Here is a 16,835-nt window from a genome sequence, read left to right as displayed (position 1 = left end):
TAGGAGGGAGGTTTCAAACCGGGAATATAACGGCCTGAGAAAAGTTCTCAACTCCGCTACGCATTCAATTTCCCCAAGGTTCACCTAGAAAGCACAAAAAGTTGCCTTCCCACTCCGGCAACACGCCGCCGCAGCGAACCGAATCGACGATTTCAACCGATGCAGCCCTCGCGACAACGATCGCCAATCCAACAACTGGGCCAAGCGTCCCGCTATGGAGCCTGCACCGCACCCACATTTTCGGACAACGCAATGGTAAAGGGGGCCGTTTGCAACGTCCGGTCGATCGACAACACGATCGTGTGCGTTCCCTGGGTTAACTTCGCCGTGCGGAGCGCCGCGACAGGAGTCGGTTTGCCATCAAGCCAAGCCTTCATCGCTTCACCCGGAAGCTCGATTTTCATCGCACCGTCGGAGAGCACGTTGACTTGGAAGCGAACAAACGACGTCGACGGGGTGTTTTGATGCTGCTTGAAGGCATCCATCTCGTCGACCCAAAACGTTCCATCGACATGCGATGTCAAAGGACGCCATTTCATCACCGCATCGCCGCTGGCGACCGCATCGGTACTGGTTCGATTAATTTTGTGATTGGCTTCGTCGCTATAAATCAACGTTTCGACGTTTCGCAAAATCGGCTGTGTCGAAACAGTGAACTCCGCTGACCGGCCCAGCACAGAAAGAAACGCCACCAGATCGGCCAACTCGCCTTGAGTCAAATTATCGAGTAGTCCCTCGGGCATCAACGATTTGCCCGGCGACTCCTCTTCGATCGAATCGACGACAATCGAGGTGACGGTCCCATCGGCCAATCGTACTTGGACGGCCTTGTCATTTTTGGTTAGCACAATCCCGCTGATCACCCGGCCGTCATCGGTCAAGAATTGAGTCGTGGTGTAGCCTTCTTTGAGTTTTGCATTGGGCGCGATCAGCGATTCCAGAATGTAATCAGGCTGGGAACTGCCACCGATGCTGATCAAATTAGGGCCGACCAATCCGCCCGCCGTGCCGATCGCATGACACTCAATGCACTGCAATTTTTCACGGCGATAGATTCGTTCACCATTGCTGGGCGAGCCCTGTTTGGCCAGCGCCAAGGTCTCCGCGGAAAACTCGGGAGTCAACTTCCAGGCGAGATCCTCCAGCTTTCCTGAACGGCGGATTGCCTCTTCTAACCCCGTGTGGCCGCCGCGACTGCGGAGATGACGCAATAGTTGACTCGCCGCATCCGCATCGAGCGAATGCTTTCCAAGCTCGACCGCCAAGGCCTCGGGAAGCCCCTTGCGTTTTGCTAATTCGGCTACGATCGAGGCCCCTTGCTCCCTCGTTTCGGAACGCTTCACCAGCTCGATCACGGCGGAAAAGGATGCCTGGGGGCGATGAGCCGCAATCGCCCGCGTAGCCGCAACGCGAGTTTCCATATCGTCCGCCCGGAGCAACTCATCAATTGTCTGCTTTGCCTTGTCCGAAGCAAAGGAGCCGATCGCTTGAATCAATGCAGTGCGGGTTTCGGCGGTTGTTTTTGGAAGTGCCTCGAGCAGCGCCGTCTCGGCGTCACTTAATTTCCACAACGAAACCGCTTGGCACACCACCGTGCACCAATCCGGGTTACTTGCGAACGTCTCTACATCGGCAACGGCCTTGGCAATCGCTTGGTTCGCATCGACCGGCACCGTGGCGTCTGCCTTGGTTCGCTCCAACAACGCCCTCATCCATTCATGCGAGAGCGACGATGGCGGGTTGTGGGTGAGTAGGTTCAACAATTGCCCTAATTGATTCGAGTCGCCCGCCTTGGTCACGGCGAGAAACAACTCGTTGACAGCGACGTGATTGATATCGTCACGTTGCAGCATTTCGAGCCCGACCTTGGCGGCCCGAGGGTTAGCGATTGCCAAGACCGCCGTCGCCAACTCACTCTGCTTCGAATCCCAATCGATTTGCTGCAAGATCGAAGTCGACGGATCGACCGCGTCAAGGGCTCGCAGCGATTGCCAAATCGCAAAGTCAAGATTGCTGTCGATCGGTTGACCGGCAACATTCACGACCGCACTCAACGCGTCGCGGCCCAACGCCTGACCGGCACTGCCCGCGGCCTGACCGGCCACGATAGCCACTTCGAGCCGAGTTCGCGGATCCGTCGCATTGGCTTGCGCGAACACCATCTCGGTGATCGCTCGCATCACATCGCTGTCGGCAGCCACGTTCTCGCGACTACGCCAAACGCTTCTTAGCACCGCTGCCAACCCGCGAGACTTGGATTCGCTATTCGTCCGGACCGCGATTTTTGCATCGTCGAGATTCACTTCGGAGACGACCTCGTTCATCCACAGAACCTCCAACGCGCGCCCGGCCAAGGTTGGACCTGCGCTGTCGGAATCACGCCAAGCTCGGATCGCGGCAAGCACGCCGCTAGAATCGCTTGCGGCGCGTCGCCACAGCTCTTCTCGGGCGAATTGACGTACATCGAGCGAAGGATCTTCGAGCAAACCGCAAAGCGCCGCGGTCGATTGCTTTGAAAACTCAGGCCACGGGTCGAGGGGACGCCCGGGGAAAGCAACTCGCCAAATTCGCCCATGCTTGCGGTCGCGGCGTTCGTCACGAAAGTCAACTTCGCCATGCTGGATGATCGGGTTGTACCAATCGGCAACGTAGATCGCTCCATCCGGTCCCATCCGAACATCGATGGGACGGAAAGCCACATGCGAAGTGGTGATGATTTCAGGTTGTTGCTGGCTGCGGAATCCGCTCAAACTTGGGGTCACATCGAACCGGCACACCCGATGGCTGCGGAAATCATTGGTGACCAAATTGCCGTGCCACTGAGACGGGACGTGAGTGCCCGAGAGGATGGCAAGCCCGCAATGCTTGGGGCTGCCGGGATTCAGTCCGCTCAACCATCGAGTCGCTCCCGGAGAGGTGACAAAGACCGCGTCGGGGAAAGCAAAATTGATTCCGTCGAAGTACGCTCCGTCGGTCACCAACGATTCTCCGTTTTCGTCAAAGACGTGCCCCCAAGGATTGATAAACCCTTTGCAGAACACCTCCAACCGCCCCGTGCTGGGACGATATCGCCAAATCCCCCCCCCTTCTAAATGGCGTGTTCCGTAGGCGGTGTCGATGTGGCTATGAATATAGATCGATTGGTTGAAGTACAAACAACCATCCGGCCCCCAACGCAACGTGTGCAATAGATGGTGCGTGTCCTCGGTGCCAAAGCCGCTGAAGATCACTCGCCGCTTGTCCGCTCGCCCGTCTCCATCGGTATCCTCAAAGTGCAACAATTGGGTGCTATCGGCCACGTAGGCGGCATGCTCACCGTCGGGCACGACCCCGGTGGGAATCAATAACCCATCGGCAAACGTGGTGGATTGGTCAATTTCGCCATCCCCGTCGGTGTCGCGAAGCACGACAATCTTATCGTCGGCGAACTCCCCCGGTTTGACTTGAGGATACACCTCGCTGGTCGCCACCCATAACGCTCCGGAAGCATCAAAATTCATCTGAATCGGCTTGCGAATCTGAGGATCGGCCGCGTACAGGTTTACGGCGGCGGATTCATCGACTCGCATGACTTCCGATTCAGCGACCGGATCGGGCTGCGGAATATCGGTAAGATCCCGTTGTGCATAGAGCGTTGACGAGATCGCAATCACGCTCACGATCCAAGCGGCTGTCGCCATCACGAACTTTCGGGCCATCAAAAAATTTCGAGGCGGATTAGTAACCCCAATCGCAGTGGCATCCGTACGAAACAGGTAACGTGACATCATCATGGGGTGGCTAATCGAAGAAGGAGGGTGGGAGACCGCTCTTAGCGGGGGGCGAGAGCCCATCCGCTGGGGAGAATTTCCTCCGCAGGGATTGACCATGAGTATAGATCACCCGCGAGCGGTTGCGCAGCAAGTTTGACCCGCGACTGCAGGCAGTTTAACCTTTACGGAGAGGCAACGAGCGGGTTTACCCCCTTTTCGTTCTTCGAAAAGAGCCTTTTCAAGACGAGCGTGGATTACGATAGCGAATCGCTTTCAACCGACCGGAAACAAGTTCAGGAGTCCTTCATGCGCAGCGCGGTAGCCGTTCCCTACACAAACGATCCCTCGGATCTTCGCCCCCGATCAAGCCAAGCGACTGGCCGGGACCAGGTGCATGACTCAACGCGACGCATGGTGGTGACCTTCCTCGTGTTCGCGATGAGCATCGCTGTCGCCTCGGTTGCGTTGGGCCAAGGCAAAGGCAAAGCCAAGGAAGATCCCAAGCTGAAACTGCGAACGGTCACGCTCAAGACGCGTGATGGGATTGCACTCCGCGCGTTCTACATGCCGTCGGACAAAGGCAAAGAAGCGATCCCCGTGATCTTGGTCCATGAGTGGGAAGGTCAAGCGAGTCCGTATGGCAAACTTGTCGCCGCCCTTCACAATGCGGGGTGCGCCGTCCTAGTGCCTGATTACCGTGGCCACGGCGGCAGCAACGAATACATCGACGGGCGTGGAAAAACACAAACATTCAACCTCGCCACAATGAACCGGCGAGACATTGATGCGATCCTGTCGGCGGATCTCGAAGAAGCCAAACAGTTTTTGAAACACGAAAACGATGCGGGCAACTTGAATCTGAACGCGTTGGTCATGATCGGAGTCCGCGAAGGAGGCGTGCTGGCGTCGCATTTTGCCATGCGGGATTGGCGTTGGCCTTCGATTGGCAGCAAAAAGCAAGGGCAAGATGTCAAAGCGCTCGTTTTGATCTCTCCCGAAAAACAATTAAAAGGCATCGGCATCGACCCCACCCTGATGGATGCCAATGTACTTCGTTTGCCGATCATGCTGGTCGCCGGAGACACCAGCTCCGAGGCTTCCGAAACCATTCGAATCGCAAAGCGAATCGAAGTATTTAAAAAGAAAGTAGGCCAAGGCGAAGTCACGGGACTCAATCAACAAATGGTCAAGACAAGCCTAAGCGGCCCCGCGTTGGTCAATGAATCGTCTGAAGTGATCCCTGCGGTGGTCGAGTTTGTCAAAGCGAACGTGAACCCCAGCAATGACGTAAACCCATGGGTCGAACGCAATTAAATCACGTTGCTAGCAAGGCGGCGGCCTGCCGCTCAGATCGGCCTTGCATCTCGGCGAGCTACCGTGTGCCCCAAGGCGATTCCGCTTTTCAGCGGCACGAGCCGAGCTTCGACCGGGGGGTGCCCCTTTTTCGCCGAGCACTGCCCCCTTTTCGCCGAGTAGTTGATCGGAAATAACGGCGTCATCCGTCTCTTCTCCCTCACCGCGCCGCTAGGCGATTGAGGGAGGGGGACGAGAACAGGGACGACGAGCATGAAAAATGCGTCGAGTGATTTCCGAACAACTGCGAAGGCCGTGACACGTTGATTAAAAATTCGACAGCGAATGATGCTGGGTTAAGCGATTTTTTGCATCTCTTGAGTGGCTTGGTTCGCGAGCCGTCGGTGGTAGGCGTTGAACAAGCTTTTTTTCGAGTCCTGTTACGGGAACTCGAAGAACTCTCCGTCAACGTCTCTCTCTACCATGGCGTCTTGGTAGCACGAGGCAAACGCCCCGATTCCATTGTGTTGTCGGCGCACGTGGATCGTCACGGGTTGCTGTGCACCGGACCGAACGAATTCCAATACGCCGCCTTCATCGCCGGCAACCGTGGCGAGCTCAACGGCGACTCGGTATCGGAACAGATGATGGAATTGATCCAAGATCGTTTCATCGGCCAACGAGTCCAATCGCACTTGCCGCATGTGGGAACGTATTTGGGACAAGGCGCGATCACACGTTCGTTTGTCTGCCCGAATCGCCGCAACTTGATTTTTGAAATTGACGGCTTGAGTCACCTTCAACCCGGCACGCCGGTCTCGTTCGTGGATCGGCTAACGATTTCAAACGGTTTCATCTCGGCACAACTCGACAACGTGCTTTCGGTTGCGATCCTCATTCACATGTTCCGTTGCGGTTTCCAAGGGACGGTGTTGTTTACCGCGGGCGAAGAAGCGGGGCGAAGTTGGCGTTACGCGTTGGAGTGGTTTTTGCGTCAACAGTTGTGGACTCAGCGTTTGATCGTCCTTGACACCAGCCCCTATCCGACGCCGCTAGCGGCGGCGGCACAGGAGGTCGTTTTGCGACGTCGAGATGCGACCGCAAATTTTGCCAGCGAGATGACGCTCGAGCTCCAAAATCGCTGTGAATCGCTCGGCATCGCCTACAGTTTCAAAGACGATTATGTCGAAGCGATCAACCGCACGCGGGACAAACCGCTCTCCTTTGGACGCACCGAACTGGGGCGGCTTACCGCAGCCACCGAAGGAAAAATCAACGGCACGACCCTGCAAATCCCCACCACGAGCTACCACACGGCTAGCGAAACGGCTTCACTTAACAGTATTCGAGCAGTATTGCGGCTGCTGACCAGCTATATTGACTAGGCCTGAGATTCGCGATTGGCAACGAGAACTTGATCCCCCGCCGCGTTAAACGTGGCGAGACGCTCGTTACGACGCAATCGTTGGGCGTCCCCTAAGGCTGCGTTCCCTGCCGCCTTGGGCGAGTACACCATTGCATTGATTTCGTCGTATTTCAAAAGGGCCGTATTCGATGAGCAGCGCTCCGCAAGTCTCCCATACCGTTATCCGCACCCGGTTGATCGCGTTGTCCATGATCGTGATTGCGATCTCAGCGACAGCGCCGCAAGCACAAGCACAGCGAAAGTGGACGTCGGCCCCAACGTCTACGAAAATCAAACTTCCCGCGAGTGTTCTCGAACCGTCCTCGATGACGATGGAAGTTGCTCAGGTCGACCCCGGAGCACGCATCCGAATCAAGACGGCCGCGCGCACGCTCGATCGCGCGGTGGAAGCACAATTGGCAAGCAAAGGCATCGCGCCGAATGAAATGGCCAGTGACGAGGTCTTTCTACGACGACTCTATTTGGATGTCGCTGGACGCATCCCCACGCTCGAGGAAGCAACGGAGTTTCTTGACTCGACTCACCCCGATCGACGCGACGACTTGATCGACAAACTGCTCAATAGCTCCGACTACGTCAGCAACATGTACAACCTCTGGGCCGACACCTTGCGGCTCGTTGAACGGCCCCGCACCGATATTTTGTCGGATCCCTATTTGGCCTATGTCAAAGATTCGATTCGCACCAACAAGCCCTACGACAAATGGGTGTATGAAATGTTGACGGCCGACGGCAAAACGTGGGAGAACCCTGCGGTCGGTTTCCAACTCCGCGACGACTTGATGCCGCTGGCGTACATCGACAACACGGCGCGCGTTTTCCTGGGAACCCAAATCGGTTGCGCTCAATGCCATGACCACCCGTTTGACCATTGGACTCAGCACCAGTTCTACCAACTTGCTGCGATGACGGCAGGAACACGAACTCGCATCGGTGGTGACATGCCCGGCTATCAAGAGGACCGCAAGGGCCGAGCAGCGATCACCGAAGAAGCCAAAAAACGAGACCAATACGGACGGCTTCCCGGTCATTACCGACGCGTGATGAACGCCAGCTTGTTCGACGTGCGTGAAGTCAAGACGACGCTGAAACTGCCACACGACTACGCCTACAACGACGCCAAACCGAACACTCCAGTGCAGCCTGCGGTTCTATGGGGAGAGATCCCCAGCGAAGCCAAATCACGTCCGCCACGAGAACAATTTGCGGCTTGGGTGACAAGCCGCGACAACCCAAAATTCAGCCGCATGATTGCCAATCGTTTGTGGAAGCGATTTATCGGCATCGGAATCATCGAACCGTTTGACGATTTCTGTGAAGACAATCCCTGTGTCAACGAACCCCTGCTCGACTTTTTGAGCGCCGAGGTCGTGCGTGGCGGTTTTGATCTGAAACAATTCATTCGCACGATCCTGTACAGCAACACCTACCAACGCGAAGCGAGCGATTACGAATTGACCAGCGGCGAATCGTATTACTTCCCAGGTCCCGTCTTGCGACGAATGACCGCCGAACAAGTCTGGGACTCCATCCTGACGTTGGCCGTGCATAATTCATGGCCCTTCCAACGGCCCACCGCCGACGACATTGCACCGTATGTCTCGATTGACTTTTCGACCGTCTCCTTCCAAGAAGTCACCGATCTCGCCGATCAATTACGAAAGACCTACGAAATGGGCAGCTACCGACGCTCGCTCAATCAACATGCCTACGAAGGCAACGTGTTGTGCCGGGCGAGCGAGTTGCCCTCTCCTGCGCCCGCGGATCATTTCTTGCGTCAATTCGGCCAAGGCAATCGCGAGAGTATCCATACGGCGGAACAAGAACCGACCGTGCCACAGACATTAGCCATGTTCAACGGTCCGATTACGCATGTGATGCTCGAACCGGGCTCTGCGATCGTCGATAAAGTACTCGCGATCAAAAAAACCAAGGATCGTATCGACGCCATCTTTCTGAGTGTGTTAGCACGTCGCCCGACACACGCCGATCGGCTGATCACCGCGAAAGAATTGTCTCAGACTCCCAACGACAATGTGGGTTATGGCAATATTATCTGGGCGTTACTGAACACCCGCGAATTTCTCTTCGTGCAATAACGCTCGTCCTGCAAGCGCTCTCTTCGTGCAATCACTCAGCAACCTCTTCGTGTAACTAATCTGGATCCTGAAATGAATCGACCTGAATTCAGCCCTCAACATCGTCGAGATTTCATGAAATGGGTCGCCAAGCAAACGCTTGGAGTCTCCTTTGTCGGCGGACTGGGCTCGCAAACGATGTGCAGCCAAGCGCAAGCCGCAGCCGCGGTTGCCCCGGGCAAGGCAAAGCACATCGTCTATATCATGCTCGATGGCGCGATGAGCCACCTCGATACATTTGACCCCAAAGAGGGCGTCGAGGAAGCCGGTGAAACCAAACCGACACAAACCCGCGTCCCAGGCCTGATGTTTGGTGACCGCTTCCCCAAACTCGGCTACCTAGCCGCTGCGATCGCGGTCGTTCGTTCACTGAGCACCGAGACGGGAGCGCATGAACAGGGACGCTATTTGATGCGGACCGCCTACAAAAAACTTAACAGCATCCAACACCCCGGCATGGGCGCCTGGATGACCTCGCAACAACCCAAATCAAACTCGGGGTTGCCCAGCAACTATTTGATCGGAGCCAGTGACGGACATCCCGGCGCCGGATTCCTGCCTCCTTCCTTTTCGCCTGTCCCGATCGCCGACGCCGGCAAGGGACTGCAAAACACGACGTTGCCAAAGTACCTGCCACCGGAATTGTTTGGTCGCCGAATGGTGCTAGCGAGCAAATTTGACGAAGCGTTCCAACAACGCCGCAACAACAGCAAGGTCATCGCCTACAACCAAGCCTACCAGGACGCTTACCAATTGATGGGAAGTGATCAATTGAAGGTTTTTGACATCAAGGAAGAATCCAAGGCGATTCGCGATGCCTACGGAAACACCTCGCTCGGCCAAGGCTGTTTGCTAGCTCGCCGATTGATCGAAAAGGGGGCCCAATTCATTGAGATCAACTCCGGAGGCTGGGACATGCACAATAATCTGTACGAATCGCTCGACAAGCGAGCCGCGGATCTAGATAACGCCGTCGGCAATCTAATGCGTGACTTGCACAGCAAAGGCTTGTTCCATCAAACGCTCATCGTTGTGACGACCGAGTTCGGCCGAACGCCACGCTTGAATGTAAACGCCGGACGTGATCATCACCCCGGCGCCTTTTGTAGCCTCTTGATTGGGGCTGGAATCAAAGGGGGGCAAGCCTATGGCGCGTCGGACAAGCATGGTCATTCTGTCGAGAAGGACCACGTCTCGGTCGCCGATTTCAACAAGACCATCGCCGCCGCTGCGGGGTTGCCCGGCGACAAAGAAATCTTCTCTCCCTCCGGACGCCCCTTTAAAATTGGCGGCGACGGGACCGCGGTGCAAGCGCTCTTAGCGTAACGCTCACCCAAACCCCGCGCGCCTCTCATTGCGATTCCAATTTCGTTGCGGTGAGACGCCACCACCGCGCTGAAGTCCATTCGCCAAAGCGAAGGGTTACCTCGTTACGCCAGTGGATTCGCAACATCCACTGCAATGACATCTCGGGTGGTCTTGGCAGCCTTTAACCCTGCGGTCCGTTTCGTAGCCTGTTTTGGTTTGAGCGATCGCTCGACTTCTTGCCCAGCGTTTGCAAATCACGGGCATTTGTTTTTGACAAATTTAGAGGGAATTTTGGCGTGCTGGCCTAGCAAGGATTTAAAGCATCACCATAATTCGCTCCGCCTCAGGATCGCATATTCTTCTTTTCTACCTGAGCCGCTGTCTCCACAATTTCTTACAAGGTTAAACCATCACGAATGGATGGTTCGCTTGCGCTGCTTGGCACGACCGGGTCGCTGGTTGGGCTGGGCTTATTAGAGTCTTACTTTCATCGACGCAAACTCGCGACGATTCCCACACGTATCCATGTCAATGGAACGCGCGGAAAGTCATCGGTCACTCGGTTGATCGCAGCCGGTCTACGCGCATCAGGTAAACGCACCTGTGCCAAAACGACCGGCACCTTGGCCCGGATGATCCTGCCCGACGGAGCGGAGTATCCGGTATTTCGTCCCGCGCGTGCCAACGTGATCGAACAGATCCGCATTGTCCGCGCCGCCGCCGAACTGGAATCCGAAGCCCTGGTGATCGAGTGCATGGCACTGATCCCTTACTTGCAATGGCTTTGTGAATTCATGCTGGTGCATGCAACCCATAGCGTGATCACCAACGCACGCGCCGACCACTTGGATGTGATGGGGCCCGGGGAAAACGATGTGGCCTGGGCACTGTTGGGCATGGTCCCTAACGATGGCAAACTTTACACCGCCGAACGTCGCCACCTCGATGCGTTTCGCAAAGTTTGCGACGACCGAAAATCCGAACTGATCACGGTGGGCGAAGACGAAGTCAATGCGATCCAGCCCCTGGACTTAGCCCAGTTCCCTTATATCGAACATGCCGAAAACGTCGCACTCGCGCTACGTGTGCTAAGCGATCTCGGTGTCGACCGCGCAACCGCGTTACAAGGCATGTGGTCGGCGAGTCCCGACCCCGGAATCATGACCGTGGCCGAGCTCGATTTCTTCGGCCGCGAGATTGTTTTTGTGAATGGATTTGCTGCCAACGATCCGGAATCCACCGAACGGATCTGGAACATGGCCTGCGATCGCTATCCGAGTGTTGGCAAGCGGATCATGATTTTCAATTGTCGCTTTGATCGCCCCGATCGATCGCGGCAATTAGCCGAGTGCTGTGCCGCTTGGCGTCCGGCGGACCACTACGTTTTGATTGGCTCAGGGACCTACATTTTCGCCAAACATGCAATCAACGCTGGCTTGGACTCACGGAAATTGGTGATGGCCGAGGGCGATGGGGCGCCCGAGATTTTTGAGAAAGTCGTTAGTCTTTCGGGCCGCTCCTCGTTGGTGATGGGGATGGCAAATATTGGTGGCGCGGGATTGGACGTGGTCCGATACTTTCGCAATCGCGGCATCGTCGACGAGAAAGCATTTTAGGAATTATGGACACATTAACTGTATCAATTGGGATCGGCTTGGCCGTCAGTCTGCTGTTTTCAGAAACATTTGGGCTCGCCGCGGGCGGGATGGTCGTGCCCGGTTACATCGCGTTGTCACTGGACCAACCGATGACCGTGATCGCCACCTTCACCGCGTCAATCATCACCTATTTCATCGTCTATTCGTTGTCGAACATGATCATCATTTACGGCAAACGACGCACCGTTTTGATGGTGCTGGTCGGGTTTCTCGTCGGTATCTTGATGGAATCCCTCTCCCCCTTCTCAGCGTTACCTGCCGATTCACTCGAGATAGATGTAATGGGCCAATCCGATGATTACGAAGTGATTGGCTATATCATTCCTGGCTTGATTGCGATTTGGATTGATCGCCAAGGCATGGTGGAAACCCTTGGGATCCTGCTAACTGCCGCAACCGTAGTTCGTTTGGTATTGATGTTGATCGGTTTGGAGCTTGTACTATGAAACGTCTGTATTGGCGACCACGTCAAGTCTCGCAATCAATCATCGTCTTTATGGCGGCGTTTTCACTTCTCGGTCTGGCGACGGTCGAATACTTCCGTGTCGATGCGCCGCAAGAGGACCTGGCATTGAAAATGCAAGCGGCTGAATTGTCCAATGAAATGATGGAGGCAATCCGCAATGAAAAACTTCATCTTGGATTACGAATTAGCAGCGATGTCGATCCCGCCGCGACTGGCATGATCGGCGAATTGATGACTCCGGTGACGACCCTCAGCGGACGACTCGGAGCCAAACAAACGTCGACCAATCCAAACCTTGCCGCCGTCGTCGTCGAGATGCTGCTCAAAGCCGGTGTCGGACAGGGCGATTTGGTCGCCGTCGGCTACTCGGGCTCGTTTCCTGGAATGAACGTTAACGTATTAGCCGCCCTGAAAACGATCGGTGCGAGGCCCGTCATTTTGACGAGCGTGGGGTCGTCGCAATGGGGTGCCAATAGCCCTCGCTTCTTGTGGATCGACATGGAGACGATGCTCTTCGAAGAGCATTTCATCCCGTTCCGTTCGGTCGCCAGCTCGATCGGTGGTTACGAAGACTTGGGGATCGGTCTCGGCGACGAAGCTCGCAAAATGGTGCGTGAGTCGATTGCGAAAAACAAGCTTGATCGGCTCGAGGCCGAAGACTTCGCCTCGGCCATCGACGAGCGTATGAATATCTATCGAAAACAAGCCGGTTCTCAAGCATACAAAGCCTATATCAACGTTGGCGGAGGCGCGGTATCGGTTGGCAAAACGATTGGCAAACGAGCGTACAAGCCCGGTTTGAATCGATCGGCATCACGAGCCACACTGCAAATTGACTCAATCATGACCCGTTTTATGCGTAGCGACGTGCCCGTGATTCATTTAGTCGAAATGGATCAAATTGCGACCCTTTATGGAATGCCGCTGAAACCACAGCAGCAACCGGCGGTGGGCGAAGGAGGCGTTTTCAAACAACCCCGTCGCAGCCGCTTGTTGATCTTGGCCGTATTACTAGCCATTCTCGGGTCGCTCCGCATCTTTGTCTTGACCGACTTTGGCCATCGCTTCATGAAGGGGCGCGGCTCACGCAAAATCACGGGTCATCCCGAACCGATGGTGTAGCCCATCTTTTCCTGACAACCTCCCCTCTTACCGACGTGCGTAGACTACAATCGTATCCCTCTCACTCATCCTCCTCGACACCGAAAAGTAGGTCTGCGCCGTGAATCGATATTTGGGACTCTTGGTTTGGCTTGCGATGTTTTTGACTGGCATTGCGGTGCCCTCTGCAATGGCTCAACAGCCACCTACGCTGGAGACACCTCAAACGCAATCCGATGCAATCCAAGGAGTGTCGCTGTCTGAAATGGTGATGCGTCGCGACAGTAGCTTCCAATGGGAAATTGAACACCGGGGCGAACTAGAGGGCTGTGCGTATTTGCAAATCGATCTCATCTCACAGCGTTGGCAAGGCACCCCGTGGCGACACGCCCTGTTTATCCTCAATCCGCCCGAGGTTTCCAGTGATCAAACGCATGCACTGATGATGATCGCAGGTGGCTCATGGCAGTCGCAGTGGGATCAAACCGGTCCAGGAAAGCTGCCTGTCCCGAAAGAGCTGACCCTGCTGGCCCGTGTTGCTCGCGACACCCAAACTCCCGTGGCCGTGCTGAAGCACGTTCCCTTTCAACCGATGATGAACGGCCGTCATGAAGACGCCTTGATCGCGCATACACTGAAGCAATACCTCGATACAAAGGATCCCGAATGGCCACTCCTTCCGGCGATGGCACGCGCGGCTTCGGCGGCAATGGATGCGATCGTCAGCGCATCGAAGCAACAGTGGGGGCTGGAGTTGGCCAATTTTACGGTGACGGGTGCCAGCAAACGCGGCTGGACTACCTATTTGGTCGGAGCTGCTGATCCGCGAGTGAAGGCGATCGCGCCGATGGTGATTGACATGCTAAACCTGCAACCTCAAATGGATCATCAGCTCGCAGCCTGGGGCAAATACTCACCGCAAATCGAAGACTACACGCGGCTTGGATTGCAAGAAACACTCAGCACTCCCGCCGGCAAACCGCTGCGTCAAATGATCGATCCCTTTGAGCATCGCAAGCAATTGACGATGCCTAAGTTGATTTTACTCGGCACGAACGACCCCTATTGGCCGGCCGACGCGTCACGGTTTTACTACGACGAACTACCGTCGCCGCGGTCGCTGCTGAACATCCCCAACAATGGGCACGGACTGAACGATCTGCCACGGATCCTGGGAGGAATCACCGCATTGCACCGCAGCGTCTGTGGCGGTCAGCCGATGCCCGATTGGCACGGCGAATGGAAGCCAGGCAAAACGGGAGGGGTGATCGTCGCCACCAGCGACCGTGAGCCAATCGCCGTGACTGCCTGGATCGCACAATCGAATCATCGTGATTTCCGCGACTCCCAATGGCACCCCAAACCAGTGGCGGTGAGCGGCGACGGGAAATGGAGGCTCGAAATGCCAAATCCAGATTCCGGCAGCACGGCAGTCATGCTCGAAGCACGCTTTGAAACCGGCGACAGCTTCCCGCTCTCATTGACCACTCAAGTCCACGTGCTTTCGAAGTAACACAACCTCAGGGAGCAGACTAAGCTTCTTAAGCCACGTGTTGCTAATCGGCCGTGTTTGGTTGCGTGCGGGCCTGGAGTAACCAACACGGTGTGAATGGCTATACTGCTGCACGAACATTGTCCGCCAATTCGCCCAATGGCGCCACGTCGCGTTATTCACACTGGCCCCGACCGTAACGGCCCCTGACTCACGGGGCTGATCGCACGGGTCACCACGCCAGGAAATCACATGACCAGACTAACTGTCTTCGCACTCGTCCTGGCGTACTCCGCCAGTGCAATGTTTACGTCCTCTGCAAACGAAGCCAATGTAAATGCCGTCGCCGAATCGGACGGGCTGATTGCATTTTGGGACTTTCACCATACCGAAGACGACAAATGGACTTCGCTGCATGATCCCAAACTGCCGGTGCGGCCGTTTCCAATCAGCATTCGTCAGATCGGCGATCCTAAAAGCTACTCGATTAAAACTTGGCCCAACAAAGACGAAGCATCTTCGCTGCAGTTTGATGCGACCGGACCTTTTGGAACCGCCGTCCGATTCAACCGAGGTTATCTATACGGAGCGGTTGAACGAGAGATCTTAGACAACAGCCTTCTCGATCTCAGTGGGCGGCGACCGTTTACGATGATTGCGTGGGCCAAGTTCGTCGGAAGGCGGCACTTGGTGGCTGGCATTTGGGACGAAGGGGGCTGGGATAAATACGGAGGACAACGACAGTTCGCCCTATTCGCTGGTCTGTTTGGTCAACAGGGAACCATCGCTCATGTTTCCGCGACTGGGGCGGCCAGTTTTCCTCAGTCAATCGCCCGCGGTTCGCAATACGCGAGGTTGCGTGCAATTGATGGCCAAGCTTTTGAAAGCGGACAATGGGGGGCGATGGCGATGACGTTTGATCCCGAAAAGAAGGAGGTGCGAGCCTATCTCAATGGGAAAATGACTCCGCTGCTTTTGACGGATCCGGTGGCTCAAAGCGTTTGGCAATTCAAGGATGAACAAGCGGCCAACCCGTTCCACTTCTCGCTGCCCATCTATTCTCCCCGAGCCTTTGTTCTCAAATACAATGGCTATCGCACTCAGGACGGCATCAGCGAGCACCGATTGCGGATTGATTTGCAGAACCGACGTTTGACTTATGAGCAGGACGGAGCAGGATCGAGAACGTCAAAGCGGTTTCGAGTTTTCTTTGACATCGCAAGGAATGGGACTCGAATTCTGGATCGCGAAATGATGCTCGACGAACCGCCCGGCCGAGAGGTGTTGATTCCCGACAACGTTCAAGTGGCGCCCGGAGATGAGATTTACTCTCGATTGGAAGCGTTCAAGGAGACGGCTTGGGAACCCGTGGGCGAGATCGTCAAAGTGAAGGTGCAAGCCGGTGCCCCCTTCACCTTTGGTCGCGCTTTGGGGCTAGGATCAGAAGACCCCAAGCATGGCTCGGAACTCTACTTGGACGGCGTTGCAGTATTCAATCGCGTTTTGTCGGAACAAGAGCTCAAGCGTTTGAGTTTTTGCAACAACCAGGGTCACACGGTGCCCCAGACGGTGCCACCCACCAAATAAGAAGGCGCACTGGGCGTTACATTCCCTATTGCTTGCAATAATTCACAGCGACTCCACATACCAGGAGCTCGCGTTGGGTGATATAAACAGCCGCCGAGCCGCTTGCACTGAAGGGACATGTCGCCGAAACGCCGACACCCTCCTACGAATGCACCTGAGCAGTGACTTCCGCGGCTGCCACAACACGCGACCGATCAAACGAAACAAGTCGATGCACTCGCTTGGCCACGATGCCATTGGTGCTTCGTTCGCGCCGCATCGGCTCGCATCGACTCAGGCCGCCCCACACAGGAAGACCTACCGAAGTACTGCTTCCAGTGCCAAACCAAGTCACGCCACATCGACGCATCAATGCCTATCGCGGTCAGCGTTCGCGCCAGCCCCGCTGGGACTTTCTTCCCGCCGACGCCCTGGCGGGCGGTCCAGCGCAACAGACGCAAGTAGTCCCCAATAGATAGACTCAGAAAACCGCGATCGCTGCTGCGAAACCCTGCAGTGTGTGTCTGTGGATCGGTTGAAAGCGTGCTCGGCTGGAGCGTCAAAGGAGCAAGCCACGCGTCGCGAAGCATATTGCGTCCAGTAGGACTACGACGTTTGGCTCGTCGCTGCTGACG

The 16,835-nt window shown here is 55.8% G+C and carries 11 protein-coding genes and 1 pseudogene; 9 read left to right on the top strand and 3 right to left on the bottom strand.

Going from position 1 to position 16,835, the window contains the following annotated elements:
• Positions 1 to 212: 212 nt before the first annotated feature.
• Positions 213 to 3,698 carry a PVC-type heme-binding CxxCH protein gene (locus tag Pla52o_RS00055; protein WP_197168906.1) on the bottom strand — a complete coding sequence of 1,162 codons (3,486 nt, stop codon included), beginning with the start codon at positions 3,696 to 3,698 and terminating at the stop codon, positions 213 to 215.
• A 303-nt stretch (positions 3,699 to 4,001) separates the two neighbouring features.
• Here Pla52o_RS00055 and Pla52o_RS00050 point away from each other — a divergent pair, with 303 nt between their 5' ends.
• Together Pla52o_RS00050 and Pla52o_RS00045 are read left to right on the top strand one after the other, a co-directional pair.
• Positions 4,002 to 5,066 (top strand): alpha/beta hydrolase, encoded by a 1,065-nt coding sequence (locus Pla52o_RS00050; RefSeq protein WP_231611979.1) that lies wholly within the window; start codon positions 4,002 to 4,004, stop codon positions 5,064 to 5,066.
• A 302-nt stretch (positions 5,067 to 5,368) separates the two neighbouring features.
• Positions 5,369 to 6,430 carry a peptidase M42 gene (locus Pla52o_RS00045; RefSeq protein ID WP_146592567.1) on the top strand — a complete coding sequence of 354 codons (1,062 nt, stop codon included), beginning with the start codon at positions 5,369 to 5,371 and terminating at the stop codon, positions 6,428 to 6,430.
• On the opposite strand, the gene Pla52o_RS26540 is transcribed toward Pla52o_RS00045, so the two are convergent.
• Positions 6,427 to 6,585 carry a hypothetical protein gene (locus tag Pla52o_RS26540; RefSeq protein ID WP_197168905.1) on the bottom strand — a complete coding sequence of 53 codons (159 nt, stop codon included), beginning with the start codon at positions 6,583 to 6,585 and terminating at the stop codon, positions 6,427 to 6,429. The two genes, Pla52o_RS00045 and Pla52o_RS26540, sit on opposite strands and share 4 nt — an antisense overlap.
• Before the next feature lie 14 nt (positions 6,586 to 6,599).
• On the opposite strand from Pla52o_RS26540, the gene Pla52o_RS00040 reads away from it, so the two are divergent.
• From Pla52o_RS00040 to Pla52o_RS00010, 7 genes are all read left to right on the top strand, one after another.
• Complete coding sequence (locus Pla52o_RS00040; RefSeq protein WP_146592566.1) at positions 6,600 to 8,570, top strand: DUF1549 and DUF1553 domain-containing protein; 1,971 nt, start codon at positions 6,600 to 6,602, stop codon at positions 8,568 to 8,570.
• Between the two features lie 72 nt (positions 8,571 to 8,642).
• On the top strand, positions 8,643 to 9,935 hold the full coding sequence (locus tag Pla52o_RS00035; protein WP_146592565.1) for a DUF1501 domain-containing protein: 1,293 nt from the start codon (positions 8,643 to 8,645) through the stop codon (positions 9,933 to 9,935).
• Between the two features lie 398 nt (positions 9,936 to 10,333).
• Entirely contained in the window at positions 10,334 to 11,533 is a 1,200-nt protein-coding gene (pgsB, locus tag Pla52o_RS00030) for a poly-gamma-glutamate synthase PgsB (RefSeq protein WP_146592564.1), read from the top strand.
• Positions 11,534 to 11,538: 5 nt separating this feature from the next.
• Entirely contained in the window at positions 11,539 to 12,021 is a 483-nt protein-coding gene (gene pgsC / locus Pla52o_RS00025; RefSeq protein ID WP_146592563.1) for a poly-gamma-glutamate biosynthesis protein PgsC, read from the top strand.
• Entirely contained in the window at positions 12,018 to 13,163 is a 1,146-nt protein-coding gene (gene pgsW / locus Pla52o_RS00020; protein ID WP_146592562.1) for a poly-gamma-glutamate system protein, read from the top strand. The genes pgsC and pgsW overlap by 4 nt, the downstream gene beginning before the upstream one ends.
• Positions 13,164 to 13,263: 100 nt before the next feature.
• On the top strand, positions 13,264 to 14,655 hold the full coding sequence (locus tag Pla52o_RS00015) for a PhoPQ-activated pathogenicity-related family protein (protein WP_231611978.1): 1,392 nt from the start codon (positions 13,264 to 13,266) through the stop codon (positions 14,653 to 14,655).
• 231 nt (positions 14,656 to 14,886) lie between these two features.
• Complete coding sequence (locus tag Pla52o_RS00010) at positions 14,887 to 16,221, top strand: hypothetical protein (RefSeq protein ID WP_146592561.1); 1,335 nt, start codon at positions 14,887 to 14,889, stop codon at positions 16,219 to 16,221.
• Between the two features lie 194 nt (positions 16,222 to 16,415).
• Here Pla52o_RS00010 and Pla52o_RS00005 read toward each other — a convergent pair.
• Positions 16,416 to 16,835: pseudogene (locus Pla52o_RS00005) on the bottom strand (hypothetical protein); the annotation flags it as partial.

The organism is Novipirellula galeiformis (assembly GCF_007860095.1).
Taxonomy (GTDB): Bacteria; Planctomycetota; Planctomycetia; order Pirellulales; family Pirellulaceae; genus Novipirellula; species Novipirellula galeiformis.
Note: the sequence above shows the minus strand (reverse complement) of the source record. Positions and strands in the feature narration are given on the sequence as shown.